Genomic DNA, 14,014 nt, shown 5'->3' on the forward strand with positions numbered 1-14,014 from the left:
CAATGTTTCAATTGATTATACAGACCCGTATTTAATTTTCAGATGTAGCGATATCAGAAGAGAGAAAAGTTGCGCAAGGAGGATTAGATTGATATCAAACGAACAGGTAACGGGAAAAATTATTAAGGGCATTGGCGGATTCTATTATGTTAAAACAAATCACGGCCATGAGGTGTTGGAGTGTAAGGCAAGAGGTGTCTTAAGGCACCAGAAAATCATACCAACCGTTGGTGATGAAGTGATGATTCAATCCGATAACCCTGGAGAATGGATGATCGAATCGATTCTCCCGCGAAAAAACATCTTTATCAGACCCCCTGTGGCCAATGTTGATATTGGCCTGATTGTGTTTTCAATGACACATCCCAAACCGAATTTATTACTTCTTGATATGCTATTAATTAGTTCGGAGATTCAAAATGTTACACCGGTTGTCTGCTTTACTAAAAGAGATTTGACAAGTTCTGTGGACGAAACGGCGATTAAAGAAATCTACGAAAAAACGCCGTATAAACTGTTTTTTTTCAGTCACAATGATACCGGCACCATGGATGAGATTATCGGCGAAATAGGCGGTAAAACAGCTTTTATGGCCGGCCCGTCAGGAGTTGGTAAATCGACCATGGCAAATTACTTATGTGCAGACCAAACCATGGAGACCGGCACCCTGAGTCAGAAATTAAAAAGAGGGAAACATACGACCCGTCATGTGGAATTGTTAGAAACTAAAAACGGTGGTTTCTTGTTAGACACCCCTGGGTTTTCATCTTACCAGATTTCGGAAATGATCAAACCGGAAGAATTGCGGGAGTACTTTCCAGAATTCTCCCGCGGGGAATGCCGATTTAAAAGCTGTCTCCACAAAGAAGAGCCAGGCTGTGATGTAAAAGAAGCTGTTGCGGCGGGAAAAATCAGTGCCGTTCGATACGAACATTATTTAAGTTTATTGGATGAAATAAAAAAGGATCAATACTGATGAAAGCGATCATTTTTACAAATGGTGAGTATCATAATAAAGTTTTTTACGCGAATTATGTAAATAAAATCAAGGCAGATTATCTGATCTGTGCTGATGGTGGAGCGAATTACGCCAGAGAACTAAACATTTACCCTGATATTATCATTGGGGATATGGATTCGATTACGGCGGAAACAAAAGCATTTTATAAAGAAACCAGGTATGCGTCGTATCCGCCTAAAAAAGATGAAACAGATACTGAGTTGGCAATTTCTCATGCGATAGAAAAAGGGGCAAGTGAGGTTGTTATCCTTGGTGGCCTGGGTTCCCGGATGGATCATAGCCTTGCCAATATCTATTTGCTGAAGCGCTTTATGGATGTTGGAATTGAAGCTGAAATAGTTAATGAAAATAATCGCATTCGCTTAATTGGTAGAACAACAGAATTTCACTTTCCGATCGGTACGATTATTTCGTTATTGCCAATTGATGGCGATGTCGAGGAGCTGACGATTACCGGATTTGAGTATCCCATCACTGCAGGACAAATGGTCATGGACAAACCGTATGGCATCAGCAATGTGACAAATAAAAGCACTCAGCAGATCATTTTAAAAAAGGGAACGCTGTTGATGGTTATTCCGAAAGATTAAAAAAGTGAGAAGAATGTACAAACAGTAAGATGTTAAGCAGCGTGGAAATTAGATCGCTGTCAAACAGCTGCCAGACGAGCAGTGTGCTCGTTTGGCATTTTGCTTTGACACAAGAAAAAAGAGTCTCATTAAAGACTCTTCAACTATTGTTCCGAAGATAAAAGAGCCTAAGCTCTTTCGACTTTACCGGATCTCAAACAACGTGTACAAACACTAATTCGTTGTGGTGTACCTTCAATTACAACTTTAATTCTTTGCAAATTGGGTTTCCAAACTCGTTTATTGTGTTTATTTGAATGACTAACCTGGTTGCCACTAACAACGGTTTTTTTACATACAAAACATTCTTTAGCCATGACATAACCTCCCTTACGCTTACCTTTTATAAAACAAGGTGTATTATATCATGAAAATAAAAAATAAAGCAACAGAAATTTTGACTTAAGTGGAATTATTATGTAAAATAGATAAATAACAAAAGAAGGAGCAATTTTATGAAAGTAAATAGTGAATTAGGATATATTGATATTACCCGAAAAGCAATTGCAGATATTGCCGGAAACGCTGCGATGGAGTGCTATGGTCTGGTCGGAATGGCACATAAACGGGGAAAAGACGGCTTGATTGAAATTCTTTCAGGTGATCAGGCCAATAAAGGTGTCGGTGTAATCATCGAAGATGATCGATTAGTGATTGATTTGTATGTCATTGTCGAGTATGCGATTAAAATTTCAGTTGTCGCTGAAAATATCATATCCAATGTAAAATATCGAGTTGAAAAAGAAACATCACTAAAAGTAAAACGTATTTCTGTAAATGTAGTCAGCGTGCGTGTGTAGATGGAGGACAGAATGAAAACCCAGACAATTGACGGTGAAATGCTCATAAAAATGTTTCGTTATGGGGCTAAAAATTTAGAAATCAATAAACGAATAGTGGATGAACTCAATGTTTTTCCGGTGCCGGATGGTGATACTGGAACAAATATGTCGCTTACCTTTAGTCATTCGGTTTCTGAATTTGATAAAATAGAAAAATTGAATGTCTATAGTGTGGCCAAATCAGCCTCGTCAGGGGCCTTGATTGGTGCACGAGGAAATTCGGGGGTCATTCTTTCACAATTGTTAAGAGGCTTTGCAGAAGGCTGCAAAGCCCGGGAAGACCTGGATATCCCATCACTGGCTGGTGCTTTAAAACTGGCGTCAGATGTCGCTTATAAGGCCGTCATGAAACCCACCGAAGGCACAATTCTTACCGTTGCTCGGGAAATGGGCGAGTTTGCCATGGCGAAATACTCAACTTACGACAACCTGGAAAACTTTATGACGGATGTCATTGCTCACGGTAAGGTCACCCTTAAAAAAACTCCGGATTTACTTCCGGTGTTAAAAGAAGCGGGTGTAGTTGATGCAGGGGGACAGGGCCTTATTTGTATTGTCGAAGGAGCATTAAAAGCCCTGTTAAACGAAGAATTGGGTGTGGAGCTGGAGATTAAGCCAAGTAATCTGGACAAGTTTGTCGATGACTCGCATATGAAACCAGAAGATATTACCTTTGGCTATTGTACTGAGTTTATTATTAAAGAAGCTGAAGAAGTGGATGAAGGAGAATTAAGAACGTATTTAAATACGCTTGGAGACAGCGTCGTCGTCGTCAAGGATGATGCGATCGTTAAGGTCCATCTGCATACCGACAATCCAGGCCTGGCATTGGAGCGGGCTGGAAGTCTCGGGGGCTTAATCCGAATTAAAATTGACAACATGCGGGAACAATTTGCGGCCAAGGGAAAAAAAGCAGATGACACCTTAATACCCTATGGGTTTATTGCTGTTTCACCTGGAGAGGGACTAACCAAGCTCTTTAAAGACCTTGGGGTAACTCGGGTTATTGCCGGCGGTCAGACGATGAACCCCAGCACCCAGGATTTTTTGAACGAAGTGGATAAACTGAATGCCCAAACCATTTTTATTTTTCCCAACAACAGCAATATTATTATGGCCGCCAAGCAAGCCAGCGAAATATCGGATAAGCAGGTTCACGTCATCACATCAAAAAATATTCCCCAATGTATCGCTGCGATGTTGGCGTTTTCTCCTGAAACAGCCGCCGCAGCGAATGCTTCGGCCATGTCAGAAGCGATTAAACAAGTCGCTACTGGGGAAGTAACCTATGCCGTCAGAGATACAAAAATCAATGGCTTAAAAATCAAGAAATCCAATGTTATCGGGATTAGCGGGGGCGAAATAAAGTTCACCGGGAAAAATATTGAGGACGTTACCAAAGAACTGCTCAGTGATATGGTAAACGCGGATAGCGAGCTGATCTCGATTTATTACGGAAAAGATGTTTCCGAAGACGACGCGAATGCACTGGCTGAGGAACTGGCCGATCGTTTTGAAGAATGCGATGTAGAAATGCATTACGGTGGACAACCCCTGTATTATTATATCGTGTCAGTGGAGTAGTCTTAAATCGGGCCAGTACAAGATAAATATGAGGAAAAATGATGAAATGGGAAGATTCACTGGAAAAAATAAAAGGAGTCGGACCCAAGCGGCGTGAAGCCCTGGAGAAGGCCGGAATTAAATCAGTGGGTGATCTGCTGTCATATTATCCCAGAAGATACATTGATCGAAACGTCTTTGGGAGTTCGGCACAAGTTTATGAGGATCAGGAAATTTCGATTAAAGCGACTATTCTAGATCGTGGTCGGCTCAATCGAATACGGGGAAATCTATCGATTTTTTCAGTGCCGCTACTATGGGAAGAAAAAAAAATCGCGGCGGTGTTTTTTAATCAACCCTATTTAAAAGGGTCCTTCCAGGAGAATCAGGATTATTATTTCTATGGCAAGGTGAAAAAAAACCATGGGGATATAAAGATCACTAATCCGCAGTTTGTGAGTGCCAATCATCCGGGTAATTTCTTTGAGTTGACACCAGTGTATCGCAAGATTCAGGGGCTTCCCGGTAGCGTTATACCCAAAACCTTGAGTCAACTCTTTACGGCCGAACTTGAGGTGCCTGACGCGATGCCGGCGGAAATCCGCTCCTCTGAAAAATTGCTGGATATGAAAAGTGCTTTAAAGGCGATTCATTTTCCGAAAAAGCCTGAAGATGTTGTTCGGGGGATTGACCGGCTCAAATTCAATGAAGCACTAAAAATAAATATGGGGATCATGGCCGGGGCCCGGGAAAAAAGGTACTCGGATATTGACATTAATCTGTTTGCCGGTTTAGAGCCCTTTATTGGCAGCTTGCCATATGATCTGACTGCCAGTCAGCGCTCAGTAATTGGTGACATGATTGCTGATTTAAAAAGCGGCCAGGTCATGAATCGGCTGGTTCAAGGTGATGTGGGATCTGGTAAAACCGTTATTGCGGTGATTGCGGCCTGTCTGATGGCACAAAATGGCTATCAGACAGCGTACATGGCTCCAACTGAGATATTGGCTATGCAGCATGGTCGTAACTTTGCTGACCTTTTAAAAAACGCCGGCATTACTGTGGAAGTGGTAACCGGAAGTCTCAAAGCCAAAGAGAAGCGCGAAATTCTTGAGCGGGTAGCAAAGGGAGCAGTATCGGTAATTATCGGCACCCACGCGCTGATTCAACAGTCGGTGGAATACTATAACCTGGGGTTGGTGATCACCGACGAACAACATCGTTTTGGGGTAAAGCAGCGGAGTCAGTTAGCATTAAAAGGTAGAAAGCCCCACACCATGGTTATGAGTGCTACGCCAATCCCGAGAACCCTGGCTTTGATCCTGTACGGAGATTTGTCGGTTTCTTATATCGATGAACTGCCCAAAGGCCGAAAACCGATTAAAACCTACTGCTATAATGAAGCGTCACTGTATAAAATTCTGGGCTTTGTCGAGGAGCAAATGTCAAAAGGTCGGCAGACCTTTGTGATATGTCCATTTATCGAGGCATCAGATGAGCTTCTAGAGGTTCGCGATACGGAATCGGTGTATTTGGAATTACTACAAAAAATTGATCCGAAATATCGAATGGCATGCCTTCATGGTCGTCTAAAAAGTGAGACTAAAGAAGCGATCATTCAGGCATTTAATCAGGGTCAGATCGATTGTCTGGTGGCAACCAGTATTATTGAGGTTGGTATTGACGTGCCTAACGTTAGTACAATGATTATTCTCAGTGCCGAACGATTTGGGCTATCCCAACTCCATCAGCTGCGTGGTCGGGTGGGGCGGGGAAATCATCAGTCTTTTTGCTTTCTGGTCACCAATTCTAAAAGCGAAGATACCCTGGCCCGGATGAAGGTGATTGTAAACAATCGTGACGGACGAAAGATTGCCGACGAGGATTTTAAATTGCGGGGACCAGGAGATTATTTTGGGTTTAAACAGCACGGCTTGCCCAAATTGGGTTTACTTGATCCCACCCAGGAACTGGTCTTGATTAAACGAACAAAAGAGATCGCCGAGGTTATTTTTGAATCTACCAGTCAGGAAATGATGACCTTTCAACACGACGTATTAAAATCATTTTATATTGAGATAGCAGATATATCATTTAACTAGGAGGAAAAATGCGAATAATTGCCGGGGAGAAGCGTGGAAAAAAATTGGTGACGATCACTGGTGATACGATCCGACCAACAGCAGACAAAATCAAAGGGGCAATTTTCAATAGTCTCCAGAATGAAATTAGAGAAGCAGCCGTATTTGTGGACTTGTTTTCGGGTACGGGGGCGATGGGTCTGGAAGCGTTGAGTCGCGGCGTGGCGTTGGGGTATTTTTTTGATTGCTCCAGTGAAAGTATAAAAACAACAAAAAAAAACATTGATCTGTTGGGTTATGAAGACCGGTCCCGGGTATTTAATCAGTCTGCCCGCAGTGGGGTGGAAATGCTGACCCGCGATCAGGTCCAGTGTGACATTATCTTTATGGATCCTCCTTACTGTCAGGTCGATGAGATTTACCAATTACTTGAAATGATTTCTGAAAAAGAAATTCTGACTGAAAATGGAAAATTAGTGATAGAAACAGAAAAATCTGTTATAATGCCATTAGTAAAAAATAAATTAACGTGTTACAAATCAAAAAAGTATGGTATCACGACAATTAGTTATTATTCTAGGGAGAATTATGAACACAAAAATTGCAGTTTACCCCGGGAGTTTTGATCCCATAACCAAAGGTCATCTTGACATGATTGAAAGAGCAGCAAAAATATTCGATAAGGTGATCGTTTGTGTGATGGTTAACAGCAGCAAAAATTATCTTTTTACCTGTGAAGAACGGGTCGCGTTGATTAAAAATGTTCTTTCTGGAATCGAAAACGTTGAGGTTGATTTTTATGACGGACTTCTGATCGATTATGTCAGAATGAGAAAAACCAATATCATTGTCAAGGGGCTTCGGGCTTTTTTGGATTTTGAATATGAATTTCAAATGGCATTAACCAATAAGCATCTTGATAATGAGATTGAAACATTTTTTATGATAACAAGTAATAAACATTCGTATTTAAGCTCGACGTTGGTAAAGGAACTTGTTAAATATCAGGGCGACGTATCTGATTTTTTACCAAAAAGTGTAGAGAAAGCGATACAAAAGAAGTATGAGGAAGGATGTATGAAATGAGGGTACTTGACTTATTAGCAGAATTAGAAGAAGTCGTGGAAAAAGGAAACACGCTTCCTTTTTCATCAAAAGCGTTAGTAAATCCTGAAGAAGTGATCGAAATTATTGATGAAATCAGGGATTCACTGCCAGAAGAACTGGCAGAAGCAAAAAAAATTGTTGCCGAGCGGAAAAAAATTATTTTTGCAGCCCAAAGTGAAGCTGACCATATCAAAGCTGAGGCTGAAAAGCGACTTAGAGAATTAATTGACACCAATGAAATAACAAAAACCGCGACCGCTAATGCTAATGAGATTATGCGAAACGCAAACACAAGTGCGAAGGCTTTAAAAACAGGCACGCAAAACTATGCTGATAAGCTACTCTATAGTTTTCAGATACAGTTAAAAGAATTAAACGATCAAATTGAACAGAATCGGCGTGAATTAAAAAATATGAAATAATTGGTATGTCAGGGGTTGTGTGATGAACACGGCCTTTTTTATGCCTAACTACTAAAGTATAAGAGGTGAAAAAATGATTGAAATAGGAAAAGTACAAACATTGACAATTGAACGGATAACGCCCATTGGAGCATATTTATCGGATGGATTTGATACAACCGACGTGGTCTTGTTGCCAGAAAAAGAAGTGCAAAAGAATGCTAAAGCTGGTGATCAAATCGACGTATTTATTTACCGGGATTCTAAGGATCGTCTGATTTCAACGACTCGAGAACCGAAAATCCAATTAGGCTCATTTGCAGTGCTTAAGGTTGCAGATGTTACCAAAGTAGGCGCTTTTTTGGAGTGGGGACTGGAGAAAGATCTTTTACTTCCTTACAATGAGCAAACCGTCAAGGTGCAAAAAGGCCGAGACTACCTGGTTAATCTGTATGCCGATAAAAGTGACCGCTTATGTGCGACCATGAAAATCTATCCCCTACTGAAAGTCGGTGGGCCCTACAAATTGGGGGATTGGATTGAAGGCTATGTGTATCAGATTAATCCGGAAATTGGTGCTTTTGTGGCTATTGATAATCTGTATCACGGCTTAATTCTGATCAAAGATGCAAATTCAGACATACATTGCGGGGAAAAAATCCATGCCCGGGTATCCGAAATCCGAAACGACGGAAAACTGGTCTTGAGTCCCAATAAAAAAGCTTATAAAGAAATACCTAAAGATGCTGTTGTTATTCTGACAAAGTTAAACGAAAGTCAAGGTTTCTTGCCGTATAATGATAAAACCGATGCATTTATAATAAAAAAAGAATTTAATATGAGTAAGAGTTCTTTTAAGCGTGCGGTGGGTAAATTATTAAAAGAGAAAAAAATCAGGATAACAGAAAGAGGCATTGAGAAAAATGGAAAATAAAAAATCCCGGGTCGTTATTATGGGGTGTGAATCCTATGACAATGAACTGGTTTATGAAAAACTAAAGTCAGCTGTGGAACTTCTTGGCGGGATTGAACAATTCGTAAACAGGCAAGAGCGGATTTTGCTCAAACCCAATCTACTCAGAGGAAAAACGCCAGACGCTGCGGTTACCACACATCCAGCAGTATTTGAAGCGATGATCCGATTGCTACAAGAGGCAGATTACAACCGCCTTTTCTATGGCGATTCGCCTGGCTTTGGTTCTCCCGCCGGAGCTGCGAAAGAAAGCGGTCTCGCGGCCATTGCGGCGCAGTATGAGGTACCCTTAAAAGATTTCAGTAGCGGTCAGCAGATGGATTTCCTGCTTGGCATCGGAACCAAGAAATTTGATATCGCCCAGGGGGTTTTAGAGAGCGATGCCATCATCAGTCTTTCAAAAATGAAAACCCATGGCCTGACCCGGATCACCGGGGCGATCAAAAACCAATTCGGTTGCGTCTACGGATTAAATAAAGGGATGTCCCATGCCCATTATCCGAATGTCAGAATTTTTTCAAAAATGTTGGTAGATTTGAATCGCTATCTGATCCCAAAGCTGAGGCTTTTTGTGATGGATGGAATTGTTGCCATGGAAGGTAATGGGCCGGCATCGGGAAAACCCGTTCCCATGAAGGTGTTGCTTGTATCTGACGATCCCGTTGCTTTAGATGCGACTTTTGCCAGAATGATCAATCTGGATCCCACCTTTATCCCAACCATTACCTATGGTGAAGAAATGGAGCTGGGCTACTGGACCGAAGAAAACATTGAAATGTTGGGAGAACCCCTCGAAAAATTTTATAAGCCTGACTTTGATGTGGTTCGGATTCCTGTCCATGAAGGTGAACCATCGACCCTTTCGTTTTTTAAACCGATACAGGATTTTATTATTCAAAAGCCGGTGGTTGATAAGGAAAAGTGCATCGGTTGTGGCATCTGCGAAGCGAGCTGTCCGGTTGAGAAAAAAGCCATCCGCATTGTTAATCGCAAGCGCAGAAAATATCCGTTGTATTTTTACAGCCGTTGTATACGCTGTTACTGTTGTCAGGAAATGTGCCCGGTCGGCGCTATTTCAGTCAAAACGCCACTCCTGGGAAAATTAACAATTTATAAAGACTAACTTTCATTTGCTTTTGTCCAAAATATCTTCTCTTTAAAGAGAAAAAAGCATTGACAAAATACGTAAATTTTAATATGATATTTTGAAATACTTAAAAAGGGAGTGATTCCACTGTTAGCATCAAAATTAATTTTAAAATGTCTCGAACGAGAAAATGTTGAGTATGTGTTTGGTTATCCGGGAGGTGCCTTGCTGCCTCTCTATGAAGCATTCAGAACATCTCCGGTAAAGCATATTTTAGTGCGCAACGAACAGACAGCACCCCATTATGCGAGTGGATATGCCAGAGAATCTGGGCGTGTTGGCGTATGTTTAGCAACATCCGGACCTGGTGCAACTAATCTGGTAACAGGTATTGCAACCGCTTACCTTGATTCAATTCCAATTGTCGCCATCACCGGCCAGGTGGATCGGGCGCTGATCGGAACAGACGCCTTTCAGGAGGCAGATATCACTGGTGCAACCGCTCCCTTTACAAAACATAGTTATCTTGTTCAGAGTGCGGCGGACATTCCGAGAATTATTAGAGAAGCTTTTCACATCGCGTCAACAGGTCGTCCCGGGCCAGTTTTGATCGATATTCCCAGAGATGTTCAGCTTGAAAATGTTAAAACCGGGCTGACTTGTGACAAGGTTGACATTATGGGGTATAAACCCAATTTAAACGGCCACAGCGGACAGATTAAACGAGCCATCAAAAAGATTAAAGAAGCGGAAAAACCAGTTATTTATGCTGGTGGTGGCGTTGTGCTGGGAAAGGCTCAAAAGGAACTGCTTGCTTTTGCTGAGAAAAACAAGATTCCGGTAATTACCTCACTGATGGGGATTGGTGCGTTTCCGGAAGATCATCCACTATACTGTGGTATTGTCGGTAGCCACGGCTATAAGTATTCCAATGTTGTAATGAACGGTGCCGATTTAATCATTAATATTGGTGCCCGAATGTCCAACCGGGCCACATCCCATCTGACTAAATTTGAAAAAGACACCGATTTTGTTCATATTGATATCGATCCAGCGGAAATTGGCAAAAACATGGAAACAAATATTCCGATTGTTGGGGATGCAAAGACTGTTTTATCGGAGCTGATTCAAAAAGATACCTTAGTAGAACATAACGCCTGGCTTGCTGAAATCGAAAACATTCGCAGTGAAAATCCGCTCGTTTATGATGCCGATCCTCCTTGTAGCGATCTGATCAATCCAAAAATACTATTTAAGGATATGTCTGAAATGACCGCGGATGACGCGACGGTTGTCGGTGATGTGGGATTAAATCAGATCTGGTCGGCCTTGTATTACCAGATTATTAAAAACCGAAAATACTATACTTCTGGTGGATTAGGGACGATGGGCTACAGTATTCCAGCAGCCTGCGGTGCGTCTTTCGCAACCCTAGACAAGCCTAAGGAAATTTTCATCGTCTGCGGTGATGGCAGTTTCCAGATGAGTATGGGTGAACTGGGAGTCATTGCTGAACATCAGTTAAATGTTAATATCATTCTGATTACCAATTCCAAGCTGGGGATGGTACGGCAGCTACAGTTTGATAACTATGGAAAAGGACATTATAGCGGAACGGATATTAATTTTGACGTTGATTTTATGAAGCTGGCTGAAGCCTATGGTATAAAAAATTATAAGGTTGATAAAAACGTCGACTTTAACAAGGTGCTACCGGAAGCGATTAAACACCAGGGCCCGACCTTGATTCAATGCCAGGTTCATCCGGATTTCATAAGAATATAGGGAGAATGGTTATGGAGAAAAAAACCTGTTTATCATTACTGGTAGAAAATAATTTTGGTGTATTAAGCCGCATTTCAGGGCTTTTTGCACGACGCGGTTATAATATTGACAGCTTGACAGTAGGTACTACCGAGAATGCCGAGCTTTCCCGGATTACCATTACTGTTACCGGAGACGATCAAATTCTAACCCAAATAAAGAAACAATTAAATAAACTCATTGATGTGATTACGGTTATTGAACTTAAACCCGATGATTCCATTATTCGAGAGTTGGTTTTTATTAAGGTGAAGGCAGATGACACCACCCGTTCTCAGATTGTCGAGATTGCCAATATGTTCCGGGCCAATATTGTTGATGTATCCAGAGAAAGTCTGGTCATTGAAATTACCGGTACCCGATATAAAATTGAAGGCTTCTTTGAAATGGTTGAACCCTATGGTATTTTAGAGTTCGTCCGATCTGGAGATACTGGTTTGCAGCGGGGCGGAAAGATTCTTTCGGTCTAAATAGTCAACATTTGTGAGATCTTAATAAAACATAAACCTTATTAATAAAACAAAGACCCTTTGAAGACATTTTTTCAAGGGTCTTTTTAAGTGCGCAAATTTTAATCGTTAAAACGTGGATGGCGGCCATCGGTTTTTGGTGTGCCCCATTAATAAGGTATAGGAACACGAAAAGGCAGCTGAAGAAGTCATTAAGAAGAAGTAAGTGTAAGTTATTCAGGACCGAGTTAAGAGGGATATTAAATATGATATAGAACAACAACAAAATAGATATGTATTGATGGTAAAGGTTTCATTGAAAAATGATAAAATCGGTGTTACCATGAAATTAAGGAGGAAGAGGTGAACTTGCGGTGCACAGTTTAAATGTGACGAGACTTAAAGATGTAATCGATTATACGAATAGGCTGGCAGGTGGTTATTCTAAAGGGAATGTGCTTTACAGACGTATCCAATCCTGGATTAGATTAGCCAATGATTGTTTAAACGAAAATGACGATTAGAATATGTCAACAAAGTAGTGGTAAGATTTAGGGATAATGGATTAAAAAAATTATAAGGAGGAAACAAAATGGGATTAAATTGGTTTAGAGTTCCAAAAGACATCGTATTTGGGGAAGGAGCACTTTCATATTTAGCGGGGCTTGAAGGTAAAAGAGCGACACTTGTCACTGGTGGCAGCTCAATGAGAAAGAATGGATTCCTGGATGAAGCAAAAGCACAGCTCGAAAAAGCAGGCATGGAAGTGTCTATTGTTGATGGCGTTGAGCCAAATCCATCAATTGAAACAGTCGTTCGTGGGGGCCAGGAAATGGCAGAATTTGGTCCGGACTGGATCGTTGCCATTGGTGGTGGATCAGCATTAGATGCGGCTAAAATCATGTGGGTATACTATGAATATCCGGACACTGTTTTTGAAGATCTGGTTGCTGGAAAGTTTCCAAAGCTTAGAACAAAGGCAAAATTTATCGCAGTGCCTTCAACCAGCGGAACGGCCTCAGAAATTACCGCCTTTTCAGTGATTACCGACACTAAAAACCATATAAAATACCCCTTGGTATCGTATGAAATGACGCCAGACATCGCTTTACTAGATGCTGTCATTCCCTCGAAAATGCCAGCTCATATTACAGCCAATACGGGCATGGACGTATTGGCTCATGCTGTGGAAGCTTGGGTCTCAACAGAAGCCACAAGTTTTACAGATCCATTAGCTTATGAAGCGATTCGGCTGGTATTAAAACAATTGCCAGTGGCGTTTAAACAACCCAATGATATTAAAGCCAGAGAAGATATGCATAATGCCTCAGCACTTGCCGGGATGGCCTTTACAAATGCTTCACTTGGTCTTATTCATAGTCTGGCACATAAAATTGGTGGTGAATTTGGAATTACCCACGGCCTTACGGCCTTACGGCCTTGCAAATGCGATATTAATGCCATATATTATTGATTACAATCGAAAAGCAACCAATAAAGTTGAAGAATTGGAAAAACAATTAGGAATTGAAAACTTAACGGTCGCTATTCAAGATTTAAATAAACGTTTAAACATTCCATTGACGCTAAAAGAAGTTGATGAAGTTGAAATCAATGAAAAAGAATACCTTGAAGTGATTGACAGAATGAGTAAAAATGCTTTTGGAGATCCCTGCACATTGACGAACCCCAGACAGTCATCCCCGGAAGATGTGAAAAAAATCTATGAATGCGCTTTTTATGGAACATCGGCTTTAGAAATTTAGTTAACAAAAAAATACTAAAGATAACAAAATAATACTGATAGAATTACAATTGCGGGTGATTCGTACCGATGCACAAGCTGATAAAAAATTGTGCTCGGGAACGGGTGACCCGCTTGAAATTTTTACCGCACGAACCAGTTGTTTATTATGAAACCGTAACCAGAGAATTAATTTAATAGAAAATTTTCTTTTTTGCTTTTAACTATTGGTAAATATGGTAAACTAACCATGGACACTCCTTAAGGCGAATCGTCTTCAAATCTGTATTTTT

15 protein-coding genes are annotated in these 14,014 nt (G+C 41.0%); 14 read left to right on the forward strand and 1 reads right to left on the reverse strand.

Annotated features, from left to right (window positions below; translation table 11 throughout):
- The first annotated feature begins 88 nt into the window (after positions 1 to 88).
- Together rsgA and DOZ58_RS01205 are read left to right on the forward strand one after the other, a co-directional pair.
- On the forward strand, positions 89 to 976 hold the full coding sequence (rsgA, locus tag DOZ58_RS01200) for a ribosome small subunit-dependent GTPase A (protein ID WP_111886626.1): 888 nt from the start codon (positions 89 to 91) through the stop codon (positions 974 to 976).
- On the forward strand, positions 976 to 1,611 hold the full coding sequence (locus DOZ58_RS01205; protein WP_111886627.1) for a thiamine diphosphokinase: 636 nt from the start codon (positions 976 to 978) through the stop codon (positions 1,609 to 1,611). The genes rsgA and DOZ58_RS01205 overlap by 1 nt, the downstream gene beginning before the upstream one ends.
- Before the next feature lie 167 nt (positions 1,612 to 1,778).
- Here DOZ58_RS01205 and rpmB read toward each other — a convergent pair whose 3' ends face one another.
- Positions 1,779 to 1,967, reverse strand: coding sequence for a 50S ribosomal protein L28 (gene rpmB, locus DOZ58_RS01210; RefSeq protein ID WP_111886628.1), 189 nt, complete (start codon positions 1,965 to 1,967; stop codon positions 1,779 to 1,781).
- Positions 1,968 to 2,105: 138 nt separating this feature from the next.
- Between rpmB and DOZ58_RS01215 the strand changes: the two genes are divergently transcribed.
- The 12 genes from DOZ58_RS01215 to DOZ58_RS19195 all read left to right on the forward strand — a co-directional run bounded on the left by DOZ58_RS01215 (position 2,106) and on the right by DOZ58_RS19195 (position 13,743).
- The gene (locus tag DOZ58_RS01215; RefSeq protein WP_111886629.1) at positions 2,106 to 2,450 is read left to right on the forward strand and encodes an Asp23/Gls24 family envelope stress response protein; all 345 of its coding nucleotides are present in this window, start codon (positions 2,106 to 2,108) and stop codon (positions 2,448 to 2,450) included.
- Between the two features lie 12 nt (positions 2,451 to 2,462).
- On the forward strand, positions 2,463 to 4,076 hold the full coding sequence (locus DOZ58_RS01220; protein ID WP_111886630.1) for a DAK2 domain-containing protein: 1,614 nt from the start codon (positions 2,463 to 2,465) through the stop codon (positions 4,074 to 4,076).
- Positions 4,077 to 4,114: 38 nt separating this feature from the next.
- Positions 4,115 to 6,157, forward strand: a complete 2,043-nt coding sequence (gene recG, locus DOZ58_RS01225) for an ATP-dependent DNA helicase RecG (protein ID WP_242988568.1) — start codon at positions 4,115 to 4,117, stop codon at positions 6,155 to 6,157.
- 8 nt (positions 6,158 to 6,165) lie between these two features.
- Positions 6,166 to 6,762 (forward strand): 16S rRNA (guanine(966)-N(2))-methyltransferase RsmD, encoded by a 597-nt coding sequence (rsmD, locus tag DOZ58_RS01230; protein ID WP_111886632.1) that lies wholly within the window; start codon positions 6,166 to 6,168, stop codon positions 6,760 to 6,762.
- The gene (coaD, locus tag DOZ58_RS01235) at positions 6,725 to 7,222 is read left to right on the forward strand and encodes a pantetheine-phosphate adenylyltransferase (RefSeq protein ID WP_111886633.1); all 498 of its coding nucleotides are present in this window, start codon (positions 6,725 to 6,727) and stop codon (positions 7,220 to 7,222) included. Before rsmD ends, coaD begins: the two co-directional genes overlap by 38 nt.
- A complete protein-coding gene (locus tag DOZ58_RS01240) occupies positions 7,219 to 7,665 on the forward strand; it encodes a hypothetical protein (protein WP_111889651.1) in 447 nt (148 codons plus the stop codon). Before coaD ends, DOZ58_RS01240 begins: the two co-directional genes overlap by 4 nt.
- Before the next feature lie 73 nt (positions 7,666 to 7,738).
- On the forward strand, positions 7,739 to 8,578 hold the full coding sequence (locus DOZ58_RS01245; protein ID WP_111886634.1) for a S1 RNA-binding domain-containing protein: 840 nt from the start codon (positions 7,739 to 7,741) through the stop codon (positions 8,576 to 8,578).
- Positions 8,568 to 9,740 (forward strand): DUF362 domain-containing protein, encoded by a 1,173-nt coding sequence (locus DOZ58_RS01250; RefSeq protein ID WP_111886635.1) that lies wholly within the window; start codon positions 8,568 to 8,570, stop codon positions 9,738 to 9,740. Before DOZ58_RS01245 ends, DOZ58_RS01250 begins: the two co-directional genes overlap by 11 nt.
- A gap of 105 nt (positions 9,741 to 9,845) precedes the next feature.
- The gene (ilvB, locus tag DOZ58_RS01255) at positions 9,846 to 11,489 is read left to right on the forward strand and encodes a biosynthetic-type acetolactate synthase large subunit (RefSeq protein ID WP_371414201.1); all 1,644 of its coding nucleotides are present in this window, start codon (positions 9,846 to 9,848) and stop codon (positions 11,487 to 11,489) included.
- 11 nt (positions 11,490 to 11,500) lie between these two features.
- Positions 11,501 to 11,998, forward strand: coding sequence for an acetolactate synthase small subunit (ilvN, locus tag DOZ58_RS01260; protein ID WP_111886636.1), 498 nt, complete (start codon positions 11,501 to 11,503; stop codon positions 11,996 to 11,998).
- A 571-nt stretch (positions 11,999 to 12,569) separates the two neighbouring features.
- Entirely contained in the window at positions 12,570 to 13,451 is an 882-nt protein-coding gene (locus tag DOZ58_RS01265) for an iron-containing alcohol dehydrogenase (RefSeq protein WP_371414186.1), read from the forward strand.
- Positions 13,435 to 13,743: an iron-containing alcohol dehydrogenase gene (locus DOZ58_RS19195; RefSeq protein WP_371414187.1), complete on the forward strand. Its 309-nt coding sequence runs from the start codon at positions 13,435 to 13,437 to the stop codon at positions 13,741 to 13,743. Before DOZ58_RS01265 ends, DOZ58_RS19195 begins: the two co-directional genes overlap by 17 nt.
- Positions 13,744 to 14,014: the final 271 nt, after the last annotated feature.

Source organism: Acetobacterium sp. KB-1, assembly GCF_003260995.1.
Lineage (GTDB): Bacteria > Bacillota > Clostridia > Eubacteriales > Eubacteriaceae > Acetobacterium > Acetobacterium carbinolicum.

Excerpts from the sequence above, each read along its gene's own strand:
- DOZ58_RS01265 (WP_371414186.1), top strand. The coding sequence starts at position 12,570 with ATGGGATTAAATTGGTTTAGAGTTCCAAAAGACATCGTATTTGGGGAA.
- rsmD (WP_111886632.1), top strand. The coding sequence starts at position 6,166 with ATGCGAATAATTGCCGGGGAGAAGCGTGGAAAAAAATTGGTGACGATC.
- rpmB (WP_111886628.1), bottom strand. The coding sequence starts at position 1,967 with ATGGCTAAAGAATGTTTTGTATGTAAAAAAACCGTTGTTAGTGGCAAC.
- DOZ58_RS01240 (WP_111889651.1), top strand. The coding sequence starts at position 7,219 with ATGAGGGTACTTGACTTATTAGCAGAATTAGAAGAAGTCGTGGAAAAA.
- DOZ58_RS01250 (WP_111886635.1), top strand. The coding sequence starts at position 8,568 with ATGGAAAATAAAAAATCCCGGGTCGTTATTATGGGGTGTGAATCCTAT.
- DOZ58_RS01220 (WP_111886630.1), top strand. The coding sequence starts at position 2,463 with ATGAAAACCCAGACAATTGACGGTGAAATGCTCATAAAAATGTTTCGT.
- coaD (WP_111886633.1), top strand. The coding sequence starts at position 6,725 with ATGAACACAAAAATTGCAGTTTACCCCGGGAGTTTTGATCCCATAACC.
- recG (WP_242988568.1), top strand. The coding sequence starts at position 4,115 with ATGATGAAATGGGAAGATTCACTGGAAAAAATAAAAGGAGTCGGACCC.
- ilvN (WP_111886636.1), top strand. The coding sequence starts at position 11,501 with ATGGAGAAAAAAACCTGTTTATCATTACTGGTAGAAAATAATTTTGGT.
- DOZ58_RS01245 (WP_111886634.1), top strand. The coding sequence starts at position 7,739 with ATGATTGAAATAGGAAAAGTACAAACATTGACAATTGAACGGATAACG.
- DOZ58_RS01215 (WP_111886629.1), top strand. The coding sequence starts at position 2,106 with ATGAAAGTAAATAGTGAATTAGGATATATTGATATTACCCGAAAAGCA.
- DOZ58_RS19195 (WP_371414187.1), top strand. The coding sequence starts at position 13,435 with ATGCCATATATTATTGATTACAATCGAAAAGCAACCAATAAAGTTGAA.
- DOZ58_RS01205 (WP_111886627.1), top strand. The coding sequence starts at position 976 with ATGAAAGCGATCATTTTTACAAATGGTGAGTATCATAATAAAGTTTTT.